22 protein-coding genes are annotated in these 22,723 nt (G+C 48.8%); 10 read left to right on the top strand and 12 right to left on the bottom strand.

The genetic code is table 11. The features are described 5' to 3' along the window. Positions 1–224 precede the first annotated feature (224 nt). The 7 genes from ACXAG2_RS13745 (at position 225) to ACXAG2_RS13715 (ending at position 8,460) form a co-directional block, all read left to right on the top strand. Positions 225–1,670, top strand: a complete 1,446-nt coding sequence (locus ACXAG2_RS13745; protein WP_474845752.1) for a glyceraldehyde-3-phosphate dehydrogenase — start codon at positions 225–227, stop codon at positions 1,668–1,670. Between the two features lie 183 nt (positions 1,671–1,853). Further along, positions 1,854–2,981, top strand: a complete 1,128-nt coding sequence (locus ACXAG2_RS13740; RefSeq protein WP_474867837.1) for a M14 family metallopeptidase — start codon at positions 1,854–1,856, stop codon at positions 2,979–2,981. 44 nt (positions 2,982–3,025) lie between these two features. After that, entirely contained in the window at positions 3,026–4,690 is a 1,665-nt protein-coding gene (locus ACXAG2_RS13735; protein ID WP_474851988.1) for an alanine/glycine:cation symporter family protein, read from the top strand. A gap of 144 nt (positions 4,691–4,834) precedes the next feature. Then, positions 4,835–5,164, top strand: coding sequence for a hypothetical protein (locus ACXAG2_RS13730; RefSeq protein ID WP_119501104.1), 330 nt, complete (start codon positions 4,835–4,837; stop codon positions 5,162–5,164). Next, positions 5,161–5,451 (top strand): YeaC family protein, encoded by a 291-nt coding sequence (locus ACXAG2_RS13725; RefSeq protein ID WP_119501105.1) that lies wholly within the window; start codon positions 5,161–5,163, stop codon positions 5,449–5,451. The genes ACXAG2_RS13730 and ACXAG2_RS13725 overlap by 4 nt, the downstream gene beginning before the upstream one ends. Further along, the gene (locus tag ACXAG2_RS13720) at positions 5,441–8,239 is read left to right on the top strand and encodes a DUF349 domain-containing protein (RefSeq protein ID WP_474867834.1); all 2,799 of its coding nucleotides are present in this window, start codon (positions 5,441–5,443) and stop codon (positions 8,237–8,239) included. The genes ACXAG2_RS13725 and ACXAG2_RS13720 overlap by 11 nt, the downstream gene beginning before the upstream one ends. After that, positions 8,239–8,460, top strand: coding sequence for a hypothetical protein (locus ACXAG2_RS13715; RefSeq protein ID WP_474851992.1), 222 nt, complete (start codon positions 8,239–8,241; stop codon positions 8,458–8,460). Before ACXAG2_RS13720 ends, ACXAG2_RS13715 begins: the two co-directional genes overlap by 1 nt. Positions 8,461–8,549: 89 nt before the next feature. Here the strand turns inward: ACXAG2_RS13715 and ACXAG2_RS13710 are convergent, their stop codons facing one another. Both ACXAG2_RS13710 and ansA read right to left on the bottom strand, forming a co-directional pair. Then, complete coding sequence (locus ACXAG2_RS13710) at positions 8,550–9,386, bottom strand: DUF2797 domain-containing protein (RefSeq protein WP_474867831.1); 837 nt, start codon at positions 9,384–9,386, stop codon at positions 8,550–8,552. Positions 9,387–9,399: 13 nt separating this feature from the next. Continuing rightward, the gene (ansA, locus tag ACXAG2_RS13705; protein WP_474851996.1) at positions 9,400–10,407 is read right to left on the bottom strand and encodes an asparaginase; all 1,008 of its coding nucleotides are present in this window, start codon (positions 10,405–10,407) and stop codon (positions 9,400–9,402) included. Between the two features lie 260 nt (positions 10,408–10,667). Here ansA and ACXAG2_RS13700 point away from each other — a divergent pair, with 260 nt between their 5' ends. Genes ACXAG2_RS13700 through ACXAG2_RS13690 form a run of 3 tightly spaced genes read left to right on the top strand, consistent with a single transcriptional unit; the run spans position 10,668 to position 13,432 of the window. Next, on the top strand, positions 10,668–11,474 hold the full coding sequence (locus tag ACXAG2_RS13700) for an SAM-dependent methyltransferase (protein ID WP_119501110.1): 807 nt from the start codon (positions 10,668–10,670) through the stop codon (positions 11,472–11,474). Beyond that, a complete protein-coding gene (locus ACXAG2_RS13695) occupies positions 11,471–11,683 on the top strand; it encodes a hypothetical protein (protein ID WP_474845765.1) in 213 nt (70 codons plus the stop codon). Before ACXAG2_RS13700 ends, ACXAG2_RS13695 begins: the two co-directional genes overlap by 4 nt. Before the next feature lie 39 nt (positions 11,684–11,722). Then, a complete protein-coding gene (locus ACXAG2_RS13690; RefSeq protein WP_474867829.1) occupies positions 11,723–13,432 on the top strand; it encodes a GGDEF domain-containing protein in 1,710 nt (569 codons plus the stop codon). A 44-nt stretch (positions 13,433–13,476) separates the two neighbouring features. Here ACXAG2_RS13690 and lipA read toward each other — a convergent pair whose 3' ends face one another. The 10 genes from lipA to holA all read right to left on the bottom strand — a co-directional run bounded on the left by lipA (position 13,477) and on the right by holA (position 22,715). Next, on the bottom strand, positions 13,477–14,439 hold the full coding sequence (gene lipA / locus ACXAG2_RS13685) for a lipoyl synthase (protein ID WP_119501113.1): 963 nt from the start codon (positions 14,437–14,439) through the stop codon (positions 13,477–13,479). After that, complete coding sequence (lipB, locus tag ACXAG2_RS13680; RefSeq protein WP_474845973.1) at positions 14,432–15,016, bottom strand: lipoyl(octanoyl) transferase LipB; 585 nt, start codon at positions 15,014–15,016, stop codon at positions 14,432–14,434. Before lipB ends, lipA begins: the two co-directional genes overlap by 8 nt. A 72-nt stretch (positions 15,017–15,088) precedes the next feature. Next, positions 15,089–15,352: a DUF493 family protein YbeD gene (gene ybeD, locus ACXAG2_RS13675; protein WP_474845770.1), complete on the bottom strand. Its 264-nt coding sequence runs from the start codon at positions 15,350–15,352 to the stop codon at positions 15,089–15,091. A gap of 82 nt (positions 15,353–15,434) precedes the next feature. After that, on the bottom strand, positions 15,435–16,583 hold the full coding sequence (locus ACXAG2_RS13670) for a serine hydrolase (protein ID WP_474867912.1): 1,149 nt from the start codon (positions 16,581–16,583) through the stop codon (positions 15,435–15,437). Between the two features lie 247 nt (positions 16,584–16,830). Next, positions 16,831–17,685, bottom strand: coding sequence for a septal ring lytic transglycosylase RlpA family protein (locus tag ACXAG2_RS13665; RefSeq protein ID WP_119501117.1), 855 nt, complete (start codon positions 17,683–17,685; stop codon positions 16,831–16,833). A gap of 6 nt (positions 17,686–17,691) precedes the next feature. Then, positions 17,692–18,807, bottom strand: coding sequence for a rod shape-determining protein RodA (gene rodA, locus ACXAG2_RS13660; protein WP_119501118.1), 1,116 nt, complete (start codon positions 18,805–18,807; stop codon positions 17,692–17,694). Beyond that, positions 18,804–20,717, bottom strand: coding sequence for a penicillin-binding protein 2 (gene mrdA / locus ACXAG2_RS13655; protein ID WP_119501119.1), 1,914 nt, complete (start codon positions 20,715–20,717; stop codon positions 18,804–18,806). The genes rodA and mrdA overlap by 4 nt, the downstream gene beginning before the upstream one ends. Before the next feature lie 2 nt (positions 20,718–20,719). Next, positions 20,720–21,190 carry a 23S rRNA (pseudouridine(1915)-N(3))-methyltransferase RlmH gene (gene rlmH, locus ACXAG2_RS13650; protein ID WP_474852002.1) on the bottom strand — a complete coding sequence of 157 codons (471 nt, stop codon included), beginning with the start codon at positions 21,188–21,190 and terminating at the stop codon, positions 20,720–20,722. Positions 21,191–21,283: 93 nt separating this feature from the next. Continuing rightward, positions 21,284–21,601, bottom strand: coding sequence for a ribosome silencing factor (gene rsfS / locus ACXAG2_RS13645; RefSeq protein ID WP_119501121.1), 318 nt, complete (start codon positions 21,599–21,601; stop codon positions 21,284–21,286). A gap of 79 nt (positions 21,602–21,680) precedes the next feature. Beyond that, entirely contained in the window at positions 21,681–22,715 is a 1,035-nt protein-coding gene (gene holA, locus ACXAG2_RS13640) for a DNA polymerase III subunit delta (RefSeq protein ID WP_474867826.1), read from the bottom strand. Between the last annotated feature and the right edge of the window lie 8 nt (positions 22,716–22,723).

Here is a 22,723-nt window from a genome sequence, read left to right as displayed (position 1 = left end):
GCAGGCACTTCGCCAGTTGTGTTGGAAAATTACTAAAGGATCGGGGTGTTTGTAGCTTAAATGATGAAATACTGAAAATTTTCAACAGTTTGGTCTTCCTTGATGGTTTTCTTAGAATAAGTCCGTTCCACGCAGACAACGACTTTTACACCTTAGTGTACCCTACAATTATGAAGCTTTCTGCGTGGACTGTCCGGTTAATTTCAAATGGTTAAGGCAAAGGCATGAATCAACAGTTTGAACAGGAATTGCAAAGTAGCTGGCAGGAACGTCAGGAATACGCGGAAATGATGATGCCGCTCATCGGTAAGCTCTACAGAAATCATTCAGTAGAAGTGTCTGTGTATGGCCGTTCGTTACTGGGTGCCAGTGTCATCGATATCGTTAAAGCACACCGCAAAGTGCGTTTACATGAAGGCATTAAACTGCGTTTACGGGAGAGCTTTCCTGTACTTGAAGCGTTAACAGCAATGCCCCTCGCACCGGCACAAATTGATATTGGTAAACTGGCTTTTGATTTCCATTATGGTAGTGCCGTCGATCAGACCGATTTGAATGCTTATTTGCAGGAAAAGCTGGCTGATGTAGCCGGTAAAGACGATGAGCAGACGCCTCAGGATGTGGTACTTTACGGCTTTGGCCGTATCGGCCGCTTACTTGCCCGTCTGCTGATAGAAAGACAGGGTAAAGCGAACAAGTTGCGCTTGCGTGCAATTGTTGTGCGCGGCGGCAAAGACGGCGACCTGGAAAAGCGCGCAAGCTTACTTCGTCGTGATTCGGTACATGGTCCGTTCAATGGCAGTATCACAATTGATCACGAGCGCCAGGCCATTAAAGCTAATGGTTCTTTTATTCAAATCATCTATGCAAACAGCCCGGATGAAGTGGACTACACCAAATACGGTATCGATAATGCTATCGTCGTTGACAATACCGGCATGTGGCGCGACCGCGACGGTTTGGGTCTGCATCTTAAAGCCAAAGGTGCTGCGAAGGCATTACTGACTGCTCCGGGTAAAGGTGACATTAAAAACATCGTTCACGGCGTTAATCATGAAGACATTCTGGCAGAAGACACAATCCTGTCAGCCGCCAGTTGTACAACGAATGCAATCACGCCTGTGCTGAAAGCGCTGGATGAAGAGTATGGTATTGATTCCGGTCACGTGGAAACCGTACACAGTTTTACCAACGACCAGAACCTCATTGATAACTACCACAAAGCTGACCGTCGTGGCCGCAGTGCACCGCTTAATATGGTTATCACTGAAACCGGCGCTGCGAAAGCAGTAGCAAAAGCCTATCCTAAACTGGCCGGAAAGCTGACTGGTAACGCGATTCGTGTGCCTACACCAAACGTGTCTATGGCTATTCTGAACCTTAACCTGAAAACTTCCACCGAGAAGCTGGCGGTGAATGAGTTCCTGCGGGATACGGCTCTGTTCTCATCGCTGCAGCATCAGATTGACTATACGGCCAGTAAAGAAATCGTTTCAACTGACCTGGTGGGTTCACGTGCTGCGAGTGTGGTGGATTCACAGGCAACAATCGTCGCTGATAACCGTCTGACGCTGTATGTGTGGTATGACAATGAATTCGGATACAGCTGCCAGGTGATGCGTGTAGTGCGCGACATGGCCGGGATCACTTTCCCAACGTTACCTGCATAATTGTTAGCGCAGGCGTTATTACCGGTATCGCTTCGGCGTTACCGGTTTTTTTTGTCTGCAGAAATGTAAACCTTCATGCTGTTCATTTCCCGGGCATAACCACCGGACGGATGTGTTAAACATGGTATTTACATTCCCGACTATGCTAAATTAGCGGCAAAAATAGAAGGACACGACAGATCCATGCATATCTCAGCACAGTTTGACAGCGGAAATATCCGTGTCATCGAAGCCGCCTCTCCGCAAAAAATCGTTCTTGGCATCAACAAAGACAATCAGTCGGATTTTTATCAGTGGTTCCATTTCCGTTTATTCGGGGAAGTATTCGAAACCCATCACATCACGCTCACTGATTTGGCTAAATCTGCGTATCCCGATGGCTGGAAAGATTACAATGTACTGGCTTCTTATGACCGCCAGAACTGGTTTCGCGTAGACAGCGAATTTGACGGTGATAATCTATCATTCAGCTTCACACCGGAACAGCCAGCCGTCTATTTTGCCTATTTCATCCCTTACAGCTATGAACGGCATCTGGATCTGGTTCACGATGCACAAATGTCTCTGCGCTGTGAACACCGCTTGTTAGGCGAAACGCTGGATGGTCGTGACATTAACCTGTTAGTTATCGGTGACGAAGAGCCGGCTAAAAAGAAAATCTGGATCACAGCCAGACAACACCCCGGCGAAACCATGGCCGAATGGTGTGCAGAAGGACTGCTTTACCGCCTGCTGGATGAACAGGACGGTCTGTCCAGACAATTACTGGACGACGCTGTTTTCTATATTGTGCCGAACATGAATCCGGATGGCGCTGCACGGGGCCATTTGCGTACGAACGCGACGGGTACTAACCTGAACCGTGAGTGGGCAGAGCCCAGCGCAGAGAAAAGCCCGGAAGTCTTGCATGTGTTAAATGCCATGACAGACACCGGTGTAGACATGTATCTTGATATTCACGGTGACGAAGCATTACCGTACAATTTTGTCGCAGGCAGCGAGGGGATCCCTTGTTATTCTGCACGCCTGAAAGATCTGGAGGACACGTTTAAAGCAGCATTACTGTCTGCTACGCCGGAATTTCAGGACGAATATGGCTATCCAAAAGACAAGCCGGGTGAAGCAAACCTGACCGTGGCATCCAATGCTGTTGGTCAGAAATTTGATTGCCTTGCCTACACGCTGGAAATGCCGTTCAAAGATAATAATAATTTACCTGATCCTGTGTATGGATGGTCAGTGCAACGCTGCCGCCAGCTGGGAGAAGACCTTTTGATTGCCGTGCGTGCGGTAGTGTCAAAACTACGATAATAAAAACACGCAAAATAACAACAAAGTATTGAGGGGAACTCGTCTTGGAAGGCTTGTATAATTTTCTTGTGTCAATAGATGGCATGCTCGGGGGAGCACCTTGGTTCCCCTTCGTTCTGCTGGGTGTCGGTTTGTTCTTTACCGTGTACCTTAAATTTCCGCAAATCCGCTTCTTTAAGCATGCCTGGCTGGTCGTCACCGGCAAGTATGATAAAGAAGGCGAGGAAGGGGATACCACTCACTTCCGCGCGTTAACCACTGCACTTTCCGGCACAGTGGGTACAGGTAATATCAGTGGTGTTGCTTTCGCAATCTTTCTTGGCGGTCCTGCGGCGTTATTCTGGATGTGGGCAACAGCCTTTCTGGGTATGACCACTAAATTTGTAGAAGTGACACTTTCCCACAAGTACCGTGTGAAAACGGAAGACGGCACCATGGCCGGTGGTCCCATGTATTACATGGACCGTCGTTTGAACATGAAATGGTTAGCCGTAGCTTTTGCTATTGCGACGGTAATCAGTTCATTCGGTACCGGAAACCTGCCACAAAGTAATGGTATTGCACAGAGTATTGAAGCCACTTTTGGTATTGATCCGGTTATCGTCGGTAGCGTGCTGGGTATCCTGCTGGCACTGGTTATCTTAGGCGGTATTCAACGTATTGCAGCATTTACAGCCAGAATTGTTCCCATTATGGCGATGGTGTATCTGATTGGTGCGCTGGCGGTAATTTTTGCTAACCTGGAAAATATCGGGCCGTCATTCGCTGCTGTTATCGGAGATGCATTTACCGGTTCCGCTGCTGCAGGCGGATTCCTTGGTGCATCACTGGCTTATGCATTTAACCGTGGTGTAAACCGGGGACTGTTCTCTAACGAAGCTGGTCAGGGTTCAGCACCAATTGCTCACGCCGCTGCGAAAACCAGTGAACCGGCATCTGAGGGCATGGTATCTCTGCTTGAACCTTTCATCGACACCATTTTGATTTGTACAGTAACCGGTCTGGTTATCCTGTCTTCAGGTGTATGGAAAGAAAAGCATGAAAACGTGTTTGACCGCGCAGATATGTATTTCGTACAGGGCGTCTATTCTGATGAACAGCCGCAGGATCGTGAAGCACTTTACAAATACTTAAACGGTGTCGACGGCAGTGGCGTTGAGGCTTATACCGGCCCGGTTTCAGTGGTTAACGGTACGGCAGTCAGTGAGGGCTTCACCCTGATTAACTCCCGTTCTATTGCGGAAGACGTAACCTATTCACTGGGTGACGACGACGCTTACACCGGCACGCTGCAAATTAAGAATGGTAAACCGGTTAAAGACAACCTGGAAGTGCAGGGCAAGTCGCTGGTGCATTCTGCCGCACTGACTACCATTGCTTTCACCCGTGGGTATTTCGGTGACTTCGGGCAGTACATTGTATCTATTGGTCTGATGTTATTCGCTTTCTCCACCGCTATTGCCTGGTCGTATTACGGTGACAGGGCAATGACCTATTTGTTAGGTCCCCGTTCTGTTATGCCTTACCGGGTGATTTACGTGGCTGGTTTTATCTGGGCTTCGTTTTCAGATACCACGCTGGTGTGGGCTTTATCGGCGGTCGCAATAGTTGTTATGACACTGCCTAACCTGTTTGGTATTATGATGCTGAGCAAGGAAATGAAGCAGACGGTGAACGAGTACTGGGCCAAAGTCCGGGACGATAAGTAAACCGTCAGCGTATTCCGGCTGACACTTATGTCAGCCGTCGAATTGAAAAGGACACATTGGTGTCCTTTTTTGTATAAGCGGGCCACACGCAGGGTTCCGCAATGAAACTTATTTAAGTACCAGTAAAACAGTCCGGGAGCAATAATGGCATTAACAGATTGTCCGTCATGTAATAAAAAAATATCCGATAAGTCTGAAGAGTGCCCCCATTGCCAGTTCAGAGTGGGTGATGCTTCAGCTGAAGATGTGTTGAGAAAGCAGAGTTTGCAGCGCTACAAGAAAAAACAAAGTATACAAAATCAGTCACTGCTGGCAGTGCTGTTGTTTGTTGCCGGATTCGGCTTTATGTACTGGGGCGGCACAAAGCCCGGTGATATTCAGCATAACCTGGCGATTTTAGCCGCTGTGGCCGGCTTTATGTGGTATGTTGTGAACCGTGTCAGATTAGTCATTATTAAACGTTTTTCCTCATGAATATAGATGCATTACTTGCCGCTATGACGCCCGATGTGTACGCACGTCTGCGTCAGGCAGTTGAAACCGGCAAATGGCCTGATGGCACTGTACTGTCTGAAGAGCAGCGGGACAGTTGCATGCAGGCGGTATTGTTGTACCAGTCAAAAATCGAAAAATCCTCCGAGCACATGACAATAAATGCGCAGGGAGAGATCGTGCAAAAAAGTAAAAGAGAATTCCGTGATGCGTTGCAGGCGGAACAGGATGAAAACACCATAGCGCGGTTCAAACAGGATGATATTTAGTCGACTTTTTTCCCCGGCGCACACCAGTTCAGACCCGCAAAAACGACTTCAGGCCATTGCCGGATTATCGGTAAGTAAACCAGCAGAACGCTCGGCGTTGCATGAACTGGCTTTCAACGACAGCAACAGCGATGTGAGTCTGGCCGCACTGGAAAAACTGGATTCCTTTCCTCTGTGGATGAAAATGTCACAGACAGCCCGTGATGACAAAATCCGGCGCCGTGCGGTTGCACGGGTTGAATCCGCCATTATTGATGCTGACAGTGCTGATATTTCTGCTGACGACCAGTATGAGTATGTGCTGAAGCAGGCCCCTGCTGAACTGGCACGCAAGTTAGTGGAATCTCCCCGCCGGGAAACCCTGACGGACGCTCAGATTTTTGCGTTGCTGGAAAAAATCGGCCGCAGTGACTACACACGGGAATTCTTTGGAGCATTTGCATCTGTGTCGCTGCAAATGCGTATCGCAGAACAATGCGATGATGCAGTATTGCTGGGCCGTTTAATAAAAAAGGCGGGCGATACGCAGGTACAAACGTTTATTCAAGATAAGCTGATCGCCTTACAGGAAGCGGCAGAGAAGCCGGCCAGAACTGAGCAGGCTTATACGCTGGTGTTGTCAAAGCTGCAGGCAGTCACTGACCGTTTTGATTATGAAGATGTGGATGCACGTTTGCAGGCCTGTGCTGAAGAGTTAGATGCGCTGTCAGCGGATTTACCCGTTCTCGCTGAAAATGTTGTTGCAACGATCACTGAAAAGCAAACCCGTTTACTTGCACGCGCGAAGCAACACCGTGATCGTCTGAAGGTCGACTGGGATGCGCAACAAGCAGAAAGGGCATTGCAGCAGGAGTGGTTGTTATTCAAGGCTGCATTGTCTGCAGCGGAAGAAAAGGTTGCCTGGCTGTTTAATGAGCGTTTGTCAGAAGCAACACTCTCTGATGTCGAATCTGTCAATGATGCGGTAAGGGAACTGGAAGGCAAAGCTGACAGCTTCGCACAGTTAAAGCCTGCCGGGGAACGACAGGCACTGGCAGATACAATTAATGACCTTGCCGGTAAACTGGATGCATTCTCAGCACAACAGCAGATCGCCATACGGCTCAATGCGGTGCTCAGTGATGCTGAACGTGCCGCTGCTGATGCCGGTGGCGCAGAAAACATTGACGATGAAGTGTGGCGTGCGCTGGCAGGCCGCTGGGCAGAACACAAAGACTTATTGTTCCCTGTAGCGGATGCGTTAAAGCAACGCTGGAGTGTACTGTCGAAAGCGAAGAAGCGTGAACAGACTCAGCGTCGTGTGGCTCAGAACAATACGCTGAAGCAGGTCCGGAGATTATCATCTGTAGTCAGTAATCTTATTGAAACCGGACGTTTCAGAGCTGCCATGACGCGGTTCACTGAACTTCAGACTTTATATGATGCACTCGATGAGAGCAACCGGCTCTCCGTTGAGCGCAAATACGGGCAGCTCACTGAAGAGATAGCCCGCCTTGAGGGCTGGCAAACATATCTGGCTGCGCCGCGCAAACCGGCCATGCTGGAAGAAGCACGACAGCTCGTTGCAACAGCTCCTGCTGATATTGCTGCCAGAGCGGCAGCTATCAAACAACTGCGTAAACAATGGCAGTCACTGGCAACCTCTCAGGATAAGGATGAAGCAGATATCGCCTTTGACGAAGCGCTGGAACAGGCTTTTGCGCCATGTCGTGCCCATTATGCTGAACAGGAACAGCAGCGACTCGCTGCGCAGCAAAAACGGGAAGGGTTGATCAGTGAGTTATCATCACTCACACCGGCTTGTGATGACCCCGCGTCACTGGCTAAACAGCTGGATAAATTGCGTCAGCGCTGGCGCGATGCCGGTGCTGTAGATAAACCCGTGTATGAGGCGCTTAAGAAACGTTGGGATACTGCGCTGGCGCCACTCAGTGACAGCGTCAATCAGTGGTTTAATGACAACCGTGTGCGCAAGCAGGCCATTATTGAACAAGCCCGATCTCTGGCGTCTCAGGAAGACAGTGCTTCTGTGTCTGAACAGGCTAAAGCACTGCAAGTGGAATGGAAAAATACCGGTCATGCCGGCAAGCGTCATGAAAGTCGTATGTGGCAAACCTTTAAGAGCATCAATGATGAGCTGTTCGCCCGGGTGAAAGAGCTGCGGAATGCCGTTGCAGAGGAAGAAAATGCACAGCTGAATACGCTGCTTGAACAGGTTAAAGTAGTTGGCAAATCAGTGAAACAACATCCGGAAGAAATGGATGCGGCACTGGTACCTGTGGTCGAAGCGATGCAGACCCTTGACGCAAAGAAACAGGCGGTGGTGCAGCAGCGTATTGACCGGCTTCGCAAAAACGCGCAGCAGCAGGTTCAGGAGCAGGCGCTGGATGATCGTAAAACAGCCATGTTATCATTGCATGATGTGCTGAAAAGCTGGCTGGCGAATGATGCTTTACCGGTGGATAGTGATGCCTGGGCTTCACTACCGAAAGCATGGCGTAATGCACTGACAGGTCAGTCTGCTGCAGATAAATCCCGCGACTGGTACACCCATGTGCTTGAGCTTAAAATAAATATTGATGCAGCACCGTCTTTGCAGGCGGAGCGTCGTAGCGTGCAGCTTGCGCTGATGACAGCGAAGCTGGAAAAGGGCGATGATATCAGTTTCAGTGAGGCCCTTTGTGCATGGCTTGGTCACGGAAAACCCGGTGATGCTGAGTTCCGGCGGTTACTGAATGTCATCGGTCAGGTGCAGGAAAATGCCGTGTTACTGAAAGAGGTCGTGTAGTGCAGGTGCAACTGGAATTTGTGTTTGATACGGAACCGGACGCTTACCGTTTCTTAAATACAGCGAAGCATTTTGTTGCAAAAGATCTCATCGTTAAACGGGGCAGGACTTCACAGCATGTGTTGATCCGCTACCGTTATGCTGACGGAGAATTTGATGATACGGCAGCAAAGCTTGACGATCTGGCCCGTGAAATGGGTGGCGAAGAGTTTTCCGGCTGATAAAGCGACCGGATAAGACAGGGAGCCGGCTTTTCCGGCTCCCTTTTTATCTTAATGCGTTTTCTTACCTGCCAGCTTGCCGGCAAGCATTAAAAAGATAATGTTGCCCGGTAACCCGCGTATTTGCGGATGTTTATGACCCTGTCATCATCGAGCATAAGATACTGGCCCTTAATGCCATGCAGCGTGCCCGTGAATGCAGGGGTTTTGTCCAGATTAATTGATTTGATTTTTACCGGATAGTTATCCACCGGATAGTGGATAGAGACCGCTTCTGCGGTGGTTTCGCTTACCGCATCAAGCCCGTGTTCACGGCGTATATCTTCCAGACCGTCAGCGATTTTCTCCATCAGACTGGCTTTCAGAGCCGGTAAATCTGCCGCTTCCGCTTCGCCTTTCAGCATTGTCCGCCAGTTGGTTTTATCCCCGATGTGGGCTTTACATAAGGTTTCCACCAGACCACTGGTCAGGCGGTCTTTGACACGAAGAAAAACCATAGCCTGACTGGCGCCCTGGTCCATCCAGCGGCTGGACACCTGATCAGATACATGACGGGTAATGCCAACCTTCAGGTTGCCGGTATTCGCCAGATAAACAAAGTGGTCACTCAGACAATGGGTTTCTCCCCATTCCGGCTCCCTGCAGGTGCCTTCTTTGTAATGGCAAAGTTCCGGTTTGATAATACAACTGTCGCATTGAGCCAGGGTGATCAGGCAACGGTAGCAGTAACCCTGATTGAAACTTTTTTTGGTTTTCGCATCACAATGAACACAGCGGATTTCACCTTCTGTGGTCAGCGTAATTTCTTTCCCGATGAGACTGTTCATATCTACCGTCTCATCACCCAGCGGTAATGTGTAGTGGACAAGATGACTGGTATTAACGGTTACCTTCATCTTGCCAAGTGCGCCTGTAAATGATTGCATGTTTACTCTTTTTTTATTCGCTTAGCTCACCACGTAAACTGGTCGTCAGCTTTGATTTAATCTCTTCATAATTTAATGACTGGCTGAGCAGATAGTGCAATTTGGCAAGGGCTGCTTCCGGCGTCATGTCACTGCCGGACAGTACGCCGGCTTCTTTTAAACTGTTACCCGTTGCATAGCCACCCATATTCACCCGGCCCCGGAGACATTGTGTGCAGTTGAGTACAACGATTTCTCTGTCTGCCGCGTACTTGAGTTGTTGTAACAGAGCAGGCTGTTGTGGTGCGTTGCCTACACCGTAACTTAACAGAATGAGTGCATTAACCGGCTGCTGTAACGTGTTTTTAATTACCTCCGGTGAAATCCCGGGGTATAAGCTCACCAGACCGATGGGTTGTGATTTAACACGGCAGACTTTCAGTGGTGTTGCTGCCGGTTTGGCTAGTTCTCCGGCTTTGACACGGATATTAATACCGGCTTCCAGTAACGGCGGGAAGTTCGGTGAGTCAAACGCATTAAAACCGTCAGCATCGACTTTACGGCTCCGGTTTCCTCTCAGAAGGCGGTTGTTGAAGAACAGGCTGACTTCTGCAATGGGATAGTTCGCCGCGACGTAAAGGGCATTGAGCAGATTAACCTGACCGTCAGAGCGCAGTTCTGCCAGCGGAATTTGTGAGCCGGTAACGATAACAGGTTTACTCAGGTCCTCCAGCATAAAGCTGAGGGCAGATGCCGTGTAAGCCATGGTATCCGTACCGTGGAGAATAATGAATCCGTCATATTTATCATAATTATCTGCGATATCATCAGCGATACGCTGCCAGTCTGACGGATTCATATCAGAAGAATCAATCAGGTTGTCATACTCATGCAGAGTATATAAAGGCATTTCAGGACGATGAAACTCAGGCATGTTGGCGAGGGTGTTGCCAAGGAATCCCGCTGCGGGCACATAGCCTTGTCTGGAGGGTTTCATCCCGATAGTACCGCCGGTATAGGCAATGTAAATATGTTTTCTCATAGGGACTCCTGTTTTTAGCGGCGTATTGTAGCAGGCTGGCAGGGCAAGTCATCATGTGCCGCTGCGAATAGAGGCGGGTAGGGTGATTGATTTGCCTCACATGTCTGATTAATAAAGGTAAGACGGACATAATTCATGCTTGCTCCGCAAAATTATCAGGGCATAATTAGAATAGATCGCTCAGACAATATACAGCCTTTAACAGGCTGGTCTGAAACCGTTTATAAAATCATAAAAAATACAGCAGTACGGTTATTACTATGCAAAGTAACACAGGAAGTTTGGTCTGCGTGGGGCCGGGAATGACCCTTGGTGCTCATATGCCGCTGCGCTGCCGCAGTCACATCGAAAACGCTGATGTGGTCTTTACCAATTGTCATCCTCTGATGGAGCAATGGGTAAGCACCATGAACAAAGATACCCGTTCTTTACAGCCACTTTATGCGGAAGGTAAAGATCGCCGTGATACTTATCGCGAAATGGTCGCAGCGATAATGGCGGAAGTGACATCGGGCAAACGGGTGTGCGGTGTATTCTACGGGCATCCGGGTGTATTTGCTCAGGTGCCTCACACGGCTATTGCTCAGGCAAAGCAGGCTGGCTTTCGTGCGCATATGGAGCCGGGCATTTCTGCTGAAGACTGCCTGTATGCTGATATGGGCATCGACCCCGGCGCCTATGGCAGTCAACATTTTGAAACCACACAATTCATGATGTTCTCACGTAATATCGATACTACCGCGTATCTCTTCCTCTGGCAGGTCGGTCTGGCAGGGGACTTATCCATAACAAAAAAATCAACGTCGGTGGCTCAGCGTAAAGTACTTACTGATCTGTTAATTGATGATTATGGCTATCCGCCGGAGCACCGTGTTGCGTTGTATGAATGCCCCGTGGTGATAACGGATAAAACCAGAATTGAATGGCTGCCTTTGAATACGTTACACGAAGCAGCGTTATCCTTGATCACCACCCTAGTGATACCACCATGCAAGCGATTAATTAAAAACGAAAAAATACTAAATAAACTCAACTCACTCTCATCTGACAAGGAAGCAACATCATGAATAAGACTATTGAAATACTCGCTGCACTGGCAGAGGATGTCACCCGTTCGGTCGATCAGTTATCACCGCAAGAAATGGCAGATATCGCACGTTTGAAAGCAGAAACTGTTAGAATGAACCCGCTGATGGCTATCGTGGAGCCTAATGATCCCGACGAGCCTTCACGGGAACCGGAGCGTGAGCCCGACAGAAACCCGATTGTGGCGTAACTGCTGCAACGGATAGTTGTTTAATACTGAGATTGCTGAATGCGCTGTTTTCTTTTCATTTTGGTGTTTATTCCTTTCGTCTGCACGGCAGCGGATGATCATGAAAGACTGCAGCGCATTGAATCCCTCGCTTTGTCTGACTGGGACACGGCAAAAATCCTCCTGAAAGAAGTTAACCCGGAGGTGCTTGCACCGGCAGATAAACATTTTTACCGCTATTTATCCATTTACCTTTCTACGAAAGATACGCCTCTTGAAACTGTTGTCGGTCAGTATAAAGGGCTTTACCGCACGCTGCCGGATGAGGCGGTGAAAGTTAAAGTTGCTAAATCTCTGCTGGCACTGGAAGCTTATCTGAACGAATGGGACCATGCGTTCGGCCTGGCAAAAGAACTTGAAGCGCAAATCGCCCGGCTGAATGACGTACAGAGTAATTTATCCGCCTGGAAAGGCATGGTGGTATTTTACAGCCAGGCCGGTTTGTATGACATGGCGTCTGATATGGTGGGAAAAATCCTTGCAACAAAAGAGGCAGGGGATGATTTGCGCTGTTTCGCACTCTCTCTGGGTGAAGAAATAAACCTCCATAACAACACGGCGTCTGAAAAAGGTTTTAATCATGCGATTGATGTCTGCAGACGGGCAGGGCAAAACTACTACATCGCTTTCAATTACGTCCATCTGCTTGATTTATATGTAAATGAAGAGGCTTTCAACAAAGCACGCATTATCGAGAAGGAGGCTACCTGGCGGGTAAACGAGAGTCAGTTTCATCATTTGATGGCCGGATTCAGTTTATCGCTGGCTGAGATGCGCCTCAGCGAAGGAAAAGTAGAAGATGCTGAAGCACTGGCACTGGGTGTGATTCAAAAGGATATCCGTGAGGAATTTAAAGAGGCCCTGCGCGATGCATACCGTATCCTGGTCGGGATAGCCGTTGAAAAGCAGCAATATCATAAGGCGTTTGATTACATCAGCAATAAACAACGCATGGAAGATGCGCTGCATTCAGAACAAAGCATAAAAGAACTCGCATTTCAGAAAGCCATGTTTGATGTATCCAGTAAAGAAAATGAAATTCTCCTGCTGGACAAACAAAACAAGTTACTTCAGGCAGAAGCAAAATACAGCAGCCAGAAAATGAAGACCACGGTGCTGGCCCTCTCGCTGGTGTCAGTAATGGGTGTTGCTTTGCTATTGTGGAGCTACCGCAGCCGCAGGCTTGCCAGACGCCTGCGCTACCTGGCAACCCGCGACAGTCTGACAGGTGTTTATAACCGGGGTTACTTTACCGACCTTGCCGCAGAAATACTTAAACGCTGCCAGAAAAATGAAACGTCTGTGGTGATGTTACTGCTGGATCTGGATTTGTTTAAAGGTCTTAACGACACCTATGGTCATCAGGTGGGAGACTGGGTTTTGCGGGAAGTGGCCCGTGTTCTTAAAAATTGCTGTCCGGAGAAAGGTCTGGTCACCCGCATGGGCGGAGAAGAATTTGGAATTCTGGCCGAAGGAATGACAACAGAGCAGGGATTCGAACTGGCGGAACGCTGCAGGCAGGCCATTGAAGAAATTGATTCCGGGATATCCGGTCATAAGTTTACTGTATCAGCCAGTTTCGGAGTCAGCAGTTCATCGCAGGTAGGATATGGTCTGGATAACCTGTTTTCGGCTTCGGATCTTGCGCTTTATCAGTCTAAACGCTTCGGCCGCAATCAGGTTTATGAGTACAGTCATTCAATGAATTAAAAAACCCGGCATTTGCCGGGTTTTTTATAATACTTAGCTGAGAGTTACTTCACTTCTTTACCGGCTGCCTGCTGGTCTGCATGATAGCTTGAGCGAACCATTGGACCGCATGCCGCGTGCACGAAGCCGATATCTTTCGCGTAATCGCCAAGCGCATCAAATTCGTTCGGGTGCACATAACGTTTCACCGGGTAATGGTGACGGGACGGTTGCAGGTATTGACCCAGAGTCAGCATGTCGACATCGTGAGCACGTAAATCACGCAGTACACCTTCAATCTCTTCGTTCTCTTCACCCATGCCCATCATCAGGCCGGACTTGGTTTTCACGTCAGGGTGCTGAGCTTTAAACTTCTTCAGCAGATCCAGAGACCACTGATAGTTCGCGCCCGGGCGGCATTCCCGGTAAAGGCGAGGAATGGTTTCAAGGTTATGGTTGAATACATCCGGAACACCGCTTTTGAAAATCTCCAGTGCACGATCCATACGGCCACGGAAATCCGGTACCAGTACTTCAATGGTGGTTGACGGACTGTGTTCACGTATTGCATTAATACAATCAACAAAGTGCTGAGCACCACCGTCTCTGAGATCATCACGGTCTACTGAAGTAATCACCACGTATTTCAACTTCATTTCCGCAATGGTCTTAGCCAGTTTTTCCGGTTCTTCGGCACTGGGCGGTAATGGTTTTCCGTGAGCGACATCGCAGAAAGGACAACGACGGGTACAAATATCACCTAAAATCATGAAGGTGGCAGTTCCGTGGTTAAAACACTCAGCCAGGTTAGGGCAGGAGGCTTCTTCACATACGGAATGCAGTTTGTTTTTACGCAGCGTCTGTTTGATTTCGTCAATACGATCAGTTGTACGTGGAAGCTTAATCTTGATCCATGACGGTTTACGAAGCATCTCCTCTTTTTCGGTAGGGACGATCGTAATCGGAATATGTTTTACTTTCTCATCATCGCGGAGTTTTACCCCGGCTTTAGGACGTGCGTTACTCATCAAAACCTTCTTTGTTTATGACTTCCTGAATATTTAGAATATTCAGAAGGTGTTGCGTGAGAGCCGGGCCTGCAATTTCCAGCGAATCAGGCCCTGCTAACCGCGCAGTATCAATCATTTCCATGCCGGCATAGCCGCAGGGATTAATCCGGTTGAACGGAGCTAAGTCCATATTAACATTGAGTGCGAGTCCATGGAATGAACAACCTTTACGGATCCGTAATCCTAAGGAACACACTTTCCGTTCATCAACGTACACACCGGGAGCATCTTTCTTAGCGCGGGCTTCTACACCGTAGTCTGCCAGTAATGCAACCACTGCATCTTCCATCGCCGTCACCAGCTCCCGCACACCCAGTTTTCGACGCTTAATATTCAGCATCAGGTAAATAACCTGCTGGCCGGGACCATGGTAGGTAACCTGACCGCCACGGTCTACGTTGACTACAGGAATATCTCCCGGCATCAATATGTGTTCGGCTTTACCCGCCTGACCCTGGGTAAACACAGCGTCATGCTCTACCAGCCAGATTTCATCGGTTGTGTCTGCGTCACGCTCATCTGTGAACGACTGCATTTTTTGCCACACCGGCAAATAATACTGACGGGCTAACTGACGGACAATTACAGGATGATGTGTTGCGGTCACTTACAATACAACCCTGACCAGTTCAATTTTAGCCAGCTCGGTATAAATGGTTTCCATGTGCTCTTTACTGGTCACACGGACACTCACCGACACAGAATGGTAGTTACCTTTAGCACTGGGCTTAACGGTAGGAGAGTAATCTCCCGGCGAATGCTTCTGCAGACAGGTAATCACCTGCTGCGGTAATTCTTCATGGGCTACACCCATTACTTTAAACGTCTGGAAACAGGGAAAATCCAGCAACTCATCGAAACGGGTATCCATTACGATATCCTTACTTCTTTATATAAACAAAACGGCCAGATTATAACAATCTGGCCGCTGATCAACTAGCACTACTGACCGGTTATTCGTCCCAGCCAAGCTGCAGCATGACATAATCAACCATACGATCTAAGAAACCACCTTCATTCACTTCCTGCAAAGCAACAAGGGGATAGTTGGCAACGTCTTCGCCGTCCAGTTGCAGGTAAAGTGTGCCAACCACCTGGCCTTTTGCCAGCGGCGCTTCCAGTTTCTTATCTAACTCAAAACTGGCTTCAAGGTTACCTGCCTGGCCACGGGGAATGGTAATGGGGGTAGATTGATTAATTCCAAGGTCTACAGTTTCGCGGTCACCCATATAAATGCGGTGAGCAACGAAGCTTTCACCGGCTTTATAAGGGGTTACAGTTTCATAGAAACGAAAACCGTAACGCAATAATTTTTTGTTTTCTTCTTTTCGGGCGCGTTCACTGTCTGTGCCCATCACAACAGAAATTAAACGCATATCACCCTGTTTAGCCGAGGTGATGAGGCTGTAGCCTGCATCAGAAGTGTGACCGGTTTTAATGCCATCCACATTCAGGCTCTGATCCCACAGCAAGCTGTTACGGTTGTACTGTTTGATACCGTTGTAGGTGTACTCTTTTTCGCTGTAAATCGCGTAGATTTCCGGCGTCTCAGCGACCAGCGCCTGAGACAACAGCGCCATATCCCGCGGCGTTACGTAGTGATCGGGGTCGTGCAGGCCGTGGCTGTTCACAAAATGTGAAGAAGACATACCCAGCGCCTGCGCGTGGGCATTCATCATGCTGGCAAAGGCACTTTCAGAACCGGCGATATGTTCAGCCATAGCAACACAGGCATCGTTACCGGACTGAATAATAATACCGCGAACCAGGTCGGCCACTTTTACCTGTGTACCCACCTCAATGAACATTTTTGATGATTCCGGAAAATTCTTCGCCCATGCATTTTCAGAAATGGTTACTTCATCGTCCATGCTGATATTGCCGGCTTCCAGCTCTTTTCCGATGACATACGTCGTCATCATTTTAGTCAGACTTGCAGGCGGCAACTGCATGTCTGCATTTTTCTCTGCGATAACCTGGCCCGTTTCGTTATCCATCAGCACGAAGCCTTCAGCGGCAACACTTGGCGGCGGCGGGATCACGACGTTGGCGTGGACTTTGGCAACATAAGACATGCACATCATGATAAACATGGTGAGCATGAAAGACGGTTTAGCGCGATTTATAATTTTATGCATGGGAATATCAATTACCGTTTTTTATTTAAGACAAACTGTTTTGAATTTTAACGTAAGCAACAAGCCTGGACCAGAGTCAGTGCAGCTTTGTTCCTTATATAAAGAGCAAAGTGATTCAGATGCTGATTTGTACCTTAAAAGTCTACCGGATTACAGTGTTGCTGACCGATTTACCCGGCAAATCCACAAGTTCGGCAGATGAATGCCATATTTACAGGTTGCCGCCCACGGTATAAGCACCGGGATAGCCATTTTTCTGCAAATCATCCAGTAGCATTTTTGCCTGAAAGCGGTCAGCCAGCGGGCCCAGCCGTAATTTGTAGATATTATTAATTAGCGGTATTTCAGCAGGCACCTGATAAAGTTGGGACAGGACGGTAGATACTGATTTGGCACGTTCAGGATCACTCACTGCGGCGACCTGAATGTAAAGCCCGTCGTCAGCAGCAGAAACCGGCTCAGCTTCCGGCTCTTCAGGCAGCGGAACAATGCCGGCATATTGTTCATAGCTGACAGTAGGCTGATTGCCCACAGTCACCTGATTGTTCTCATCAAAATGAATCACTTCCAGCTTCACCTTTGCCGTGCCGTGCTGCTGGTAATCCAGTTTTTTCGCTGCGGCATAAGACAAGTCGATAATCCGGCTGGAATGAAAGGGGCCACGATCATTTACCCGCACAATGGCTGTCTTGCCATTACTCAGGTTAGTCACTTTAACAAATGAGGGCAGCGGCAAGGTTTTATGTGCCGCTGTCATTGCAAACATATTGTAGGTTTCACCGTTAGAAGTGAGGTGTCCGTGAAATTTCTGGCCGTACCAGGAAGCCAGCCCGGTTTCCACAAAACCTTTACCGGATTGCAACGGATAATATCGTTTACCCAACACTTCGTAGGGGCGGCTGTTCCATTCACGGTAAGGTTCGTATTGCGGGTCTGCGTCAGTGTAATCCGGTTCGTCATACACAAACGTGGGGGCTGAATCGCTGTGCTGGGCATAGCGACCTGAAGACTGGCAGCCGCATAACACGACTGCACATAAAAGTAAGATACAGTATTTAGCGCACATAACCGGTTATCGGGATAAGAATCTTTTTTGTGTTCCGATTGCCATCAGAATGCCAAAACCTGCCATCAATGTCACCATTGACGTACCGCCAAAACTAACCAGTGGCAGTGGCACTCCTACTACGGGCAGTAAGCCTGACACCATACCCATATTTACAAACACGTAAACAAAGAAGGTCAGGGTTATCGAACCCGCCAGTAACTTACTGTAGGCGTCCTGAGCACGGTTGGCAATGATCAGGCCGCGAATAATGATAAACAGGTAAATTGCGAGTAATCCGATGACGCCGGTCAGACCGAATTCTTCACTGAAAACCGCAAAGATAAAATCGGTGTGACGTTCCGGCAGAAACTCAAGCTGTGACTGGGTTCCCTGCAACCAGCCTTTGCCCTGAAGGCCGCCGGAACCAATGGCAATTTTAGACTGGATAATATGATATCCGGCGCCCAGAGGATCGGATTCAGGATTTAAAAATGTGATTACCCGCTGTTTCTGATATTCCTGCATCAGAAAAAACCACATTACCGGTGCAAACGCACCGCCCATGGCGGCAACAATGCCAATAAGACGCCAGCTCATGCCTGCCAGAAAAATAGCAAAAATTCCCGAACTGGCAATAAGTAGCGACGTCCCTAAATCCGGCTGTTTAGCGATGAGGATTGTGGGTACGATAACCAGAGTGAAGCCAATGCCTATCTGAATAAGACGGGGGGGCAGGGTAAACTTACTGATATACCAGGCCACCATCATGGGCACCGCAAGCTTCATCAGTTCCGATGGCTGAAAACGAACAAATTTAAGATCAAGCCAGCGCTGGGCACCTTTACCCACGTCGCCGAATAAAAGTACAGCAATCAGCATCAGCAAGCCGGCAATGTAAGCATAAGTGGATAACCGCCGGTAGGCCATAGGTGGTACCTGCGCCATGACGCACATTACACCCATGGCAATACCGAGACGGGCGAACTGCCGTTCCATCTGGCCGGGATCCTGACCGGAGGCCGAATAAAGGGTATACAGGCCGACCACCATTAAAACCAGCAATCCCAGCAACAGCCAGCCGTCAATATGAAGCCGTTCGAGCAGAGTAGACTGATTTTGTTTTATCGTTGTACGTTTCATTCAGCCTGTTCCTTTGATGCTTGCTCCGGCGGCACATAATCAGGCTGCATAAAGTCCCTTTCGCGGAAGAAAAAATCCATAACCTGACGGGCTACCGGCGCGGCATTGGAACTGCCGCCTCCGGCATTTTCAACCACAACCGCCACAGAGACTTCAGGTTGCTCATAAGGGGCGAAGGCTACATACATGGCATTATCACGAAGATGTTCAGACACCTCTTCTTCGTTGTAGGACTCGTTCTGGCCTACTGAAAAAAGTTGTGCAGTACCGGATTTACCCCCGGACTGGTAAGGGGCATCAGAGAATGACTTGCGGCCGGTACCTTCATCGGAATGATTAACATCGTGCATGGCACTGAGCATTAAATCCCAGTTTTTCCTTTCTTTCACCATAATCGGACGCATGGTTTTTAAAGGCTCCTGTGAGACCTCGCCGTTTTCACTCATGAATCCCATCATAATTTGAGGAACAAACCGTTCGCCGTGGTTTATCAGTGTATTTATTGCCTGATTCAATTGGATCGGTGTCGCTGTCCAGTAACTCTGGCCAATACCCACAGGAATCGTATCGCCGATGTACCAGGGCTGATTGAAACGGGCACGTTTCCAGCCGCGGCTTGGCATATTGGCGTCAGATTCTTCGTATAAGTCTACGCCGGTGTAATCACCGAAACCGAATTCAGACATCGCATCACTGATCCGATCGATACCGAGCTTGTAGGCAAGGTCATAGTAGAAAGTATCGCAGGACATCATAATGGCCCGTTCAACATTCACTTTCCCGTGCCCCCATTTTTTCCAGTCACGCCACACATGGCTGACGTTGGGGAGCTTGTAACGTCCGGTGTCATTGATAGTGGTCTTTGGTGTAATGACACCGTCCTCAAGGCCTACCAGACCAAGCAGAGGCTTGATAGTGGAAGCCGGCGGATACTGTCCCTGCGTAGCGCGGTTGATCAGAGGCCGGTCAGGGGAATTCAGTAAGGCACTGTAGTTTTTGCTGCTGATCCCGTGGACAAACAGGTTAGGGTCGTAACTCGGGCTGGAATACATGGCCAGTACACCGCCGGTATCAGGCGCCGAAACGACCACCGTACCCCGCTTACCATCCAGCGCTTTTTTTGCAGCCAGCTGCAGGGCAAGATCAATATTCAGCACAATGTCTTTACCGGGCACCGGCGGATCAACACTCAACGTACGGATTATCCGTCCCTGACTGTTAACTTCTACCTGCTGATAACCGACCTGGCCGTGTAATTCTTCTTCATGGTATTTTTCGATACCCAGTTTACCGATGTCGTAGGTAGCTGCGTAGTTATCTTCCTGACCGGCTTCCTGCAATTTCTGTAAATCTTTCTTATTAATTTTTGCTACGTAACCAAGTACGTGAGTAAGCGTTTCACCGTAGGGATAGTAGCGCGAAAGACGGGCTTCTACAGAAACACCCGGAAAACGGTGTTGCTGGGCAGAAAACAATGCCACTTCTTCTTCATTTAGCTGGGTACGCAGAGCAATGGGCTTAAACCGTCGTTGCCCGCGGTATATTTTTAGAAAATTGTCCCTTTCTTCCTGCGTGATCCCCATGAGTGCAGACAGGCTGTCAAGGGTGTCGTCCAGACTGTCGACTTCTTCAGGAATGACTTCCAGGCTGAATACCGGCCGGTTTTCAGCCAGCAAAATACCGTTGCGGTCGTAAATCAATCCCCGGTTGGGCGCAATGGGCAGAACCTTTATGCGGTTACCGTTGGAGCGGGTCTGATAAGCATCGTGCTGTTCCACTTGCAGTACGTAGAGGTTACTCACCACGATACCGAGCATGGCAAACACAATAAGCAGTGAAACAGCGGCGCGGCGGGCAAACAGGTTCGCTTCCGCTGTATGGTCACGAATCGCCTGACGTTTACGGGCCATGACTATTCCCGGTGATACGGATGGTTCTGGGTAACAGACCAGGCGCGATACAAGCTTTCCGCCACAATGATGCGCACCAGAGGGTGGGGTAATGTCAGATTGGAAAGTGACCAGCGCTGTTCCGATGCGGCAATACACTCAGGAGCGAGTCCTTCCGGGCCTCCGATGAGTAAACTTACGTCACGCCCGTCCATCTTCCAGGCATCGAGTTGTCTGGCAAGTTGAGGGGTATCCCATGGCTTACCGGTGACTTCCAGTGTGACGATGCGGTTTCCCTTCGGGATTGCCGCCAGCGTTGCTTCTCCTTCCTTATGAAGGATGCGCGGGATATCTGCATTTTTACCACGCTTTCCCGCGGCAATTTCAGTAAAGCTGACAGGCATGTCAGCGGGAAAACGGCGCACAAACTCATCAACACCTCTGGCAACCCAGTCAGGCATTTTAGTTCCTACCGCAACGATTTGAATTTTCACCGTTTTACAACTTCCCGGTTGAGCGATTTGAAGTGATAAGTCTTGCCGGAACGCCGCTGACAGTCAACGCCGTGGCATACTGATGGCTGATGTTCAGCCCCAGAGCTTTTCAAGCTGGTAGAAATCTCTCGCTTCATCCTGCATGACGTGCACGATGATGTCACCGAGATCAACAAGAACCCATTCACCGGTCTCTTTGCCTTCAATGCTCAGAGGCGGATGTCCGGCCTGTTTCATTTCTACATGCAGATTATCCGCGATAGACACCACGTGTCGCTTGGAATTACCCGAGCAGATAATCATCAGGTCAGTAATTGTCGACTTACCTTTTACGTCCAGTTGAATGACATCACGGGCTTTCATGTCGTCGATTTTATCTAACACGAATTGTTTGAACTGGTTACTGTCCAAAAGTTCTCCTCAAATACACAAAAAATTAACGTACAACATTTTAACTATAGCGAATTTTACCGCAATTCCCACACCGGTGTCAGTGCAGGTCCGGCATCAAAGTTAATCCGTTAAGCTCTATGCCCATGAACAACATACAAAGGTGTGCAAGCTTGATAAAAGGCCTTTCCACTGTATTTTGTTTAAAAGCAAAGTCGGCCTGTTCCAGCGCCTCTCTGATATGGTCAAGGTGGGCAGCGCTCAGCCGGTTCAGTGCCGACTGATAACAGCCCTGACGATTTTTCCAGATCCCGAATTTCATCCACTGGACAGGTTGTCCGGACGATCTGACTTCGTGTAACTGGCTTAAGGTCTGCCATTCACGAATAAATGCCCAGATCAGGATATTAGGTTCAATGCCCTCACTTTCCAGACGGTACAACATGCGGATACAGCGCTGCCGGTCTCCGTTCAGCATGACATCTACCAGCTGAAATACATTGAATCTGGATTGATCGACAATGGCCGCTTCTACCTGTTCAGGTGTAATGGCCTGTCCGGCATAAACCAGCGATAACTTCTGGATTTCCTGATGAGCGGCCAGCATATTGCCCTCACACATATCTGCAATCATGCGGACACAGGCTGCATCGCCGTTAAGTCCGGCTTTTTGCATAGTCTGCTGGATCCATGTGTGAAGATTATTACCTTCCAGTGCATAGCAAATGGAATGAATGCCGGTATCGTCAAGAACCTTGAACCATTTGGCTTTTTGTACATCTTTGCCAATACGGGGACCGTGGATCAGTAACAGAATGTCGTTACCCAGATTCGCTGCTACTGATTGCAGGGTCTGACTACCCTCAGTACCGGGTTTTCCGGTAGGTAGCTCCAGTTCAATAATCTGTTGCGAAGCAAATAAAGACAAAGATTGAGTGGCCTCAATTAACTGACTCCAGTTAAAACCGCTGTCGGCAACAAATACTGTCCGCTCAGTGAAGCCCTGAGCTCTGGCTTTTTCCCGCACCGCTTCGATCATGGAAAATTTTTGCTGTGGCTCATCACCAAACAGCAAATAACAAGGCTTGAGGCCTTTATCTAGTTCCGCTTCAAAACGGTTTGGATAGATTTGCATGGCAGTTG

The organism is Alteromonas sp. ABH4_456 (assembly GCF_056160645.1).
The sequence above is the reverse complement of the archived record's forward strand: the minus strand, read 5'-3'. Positions and strand labels throughout refer to the sequence as shown.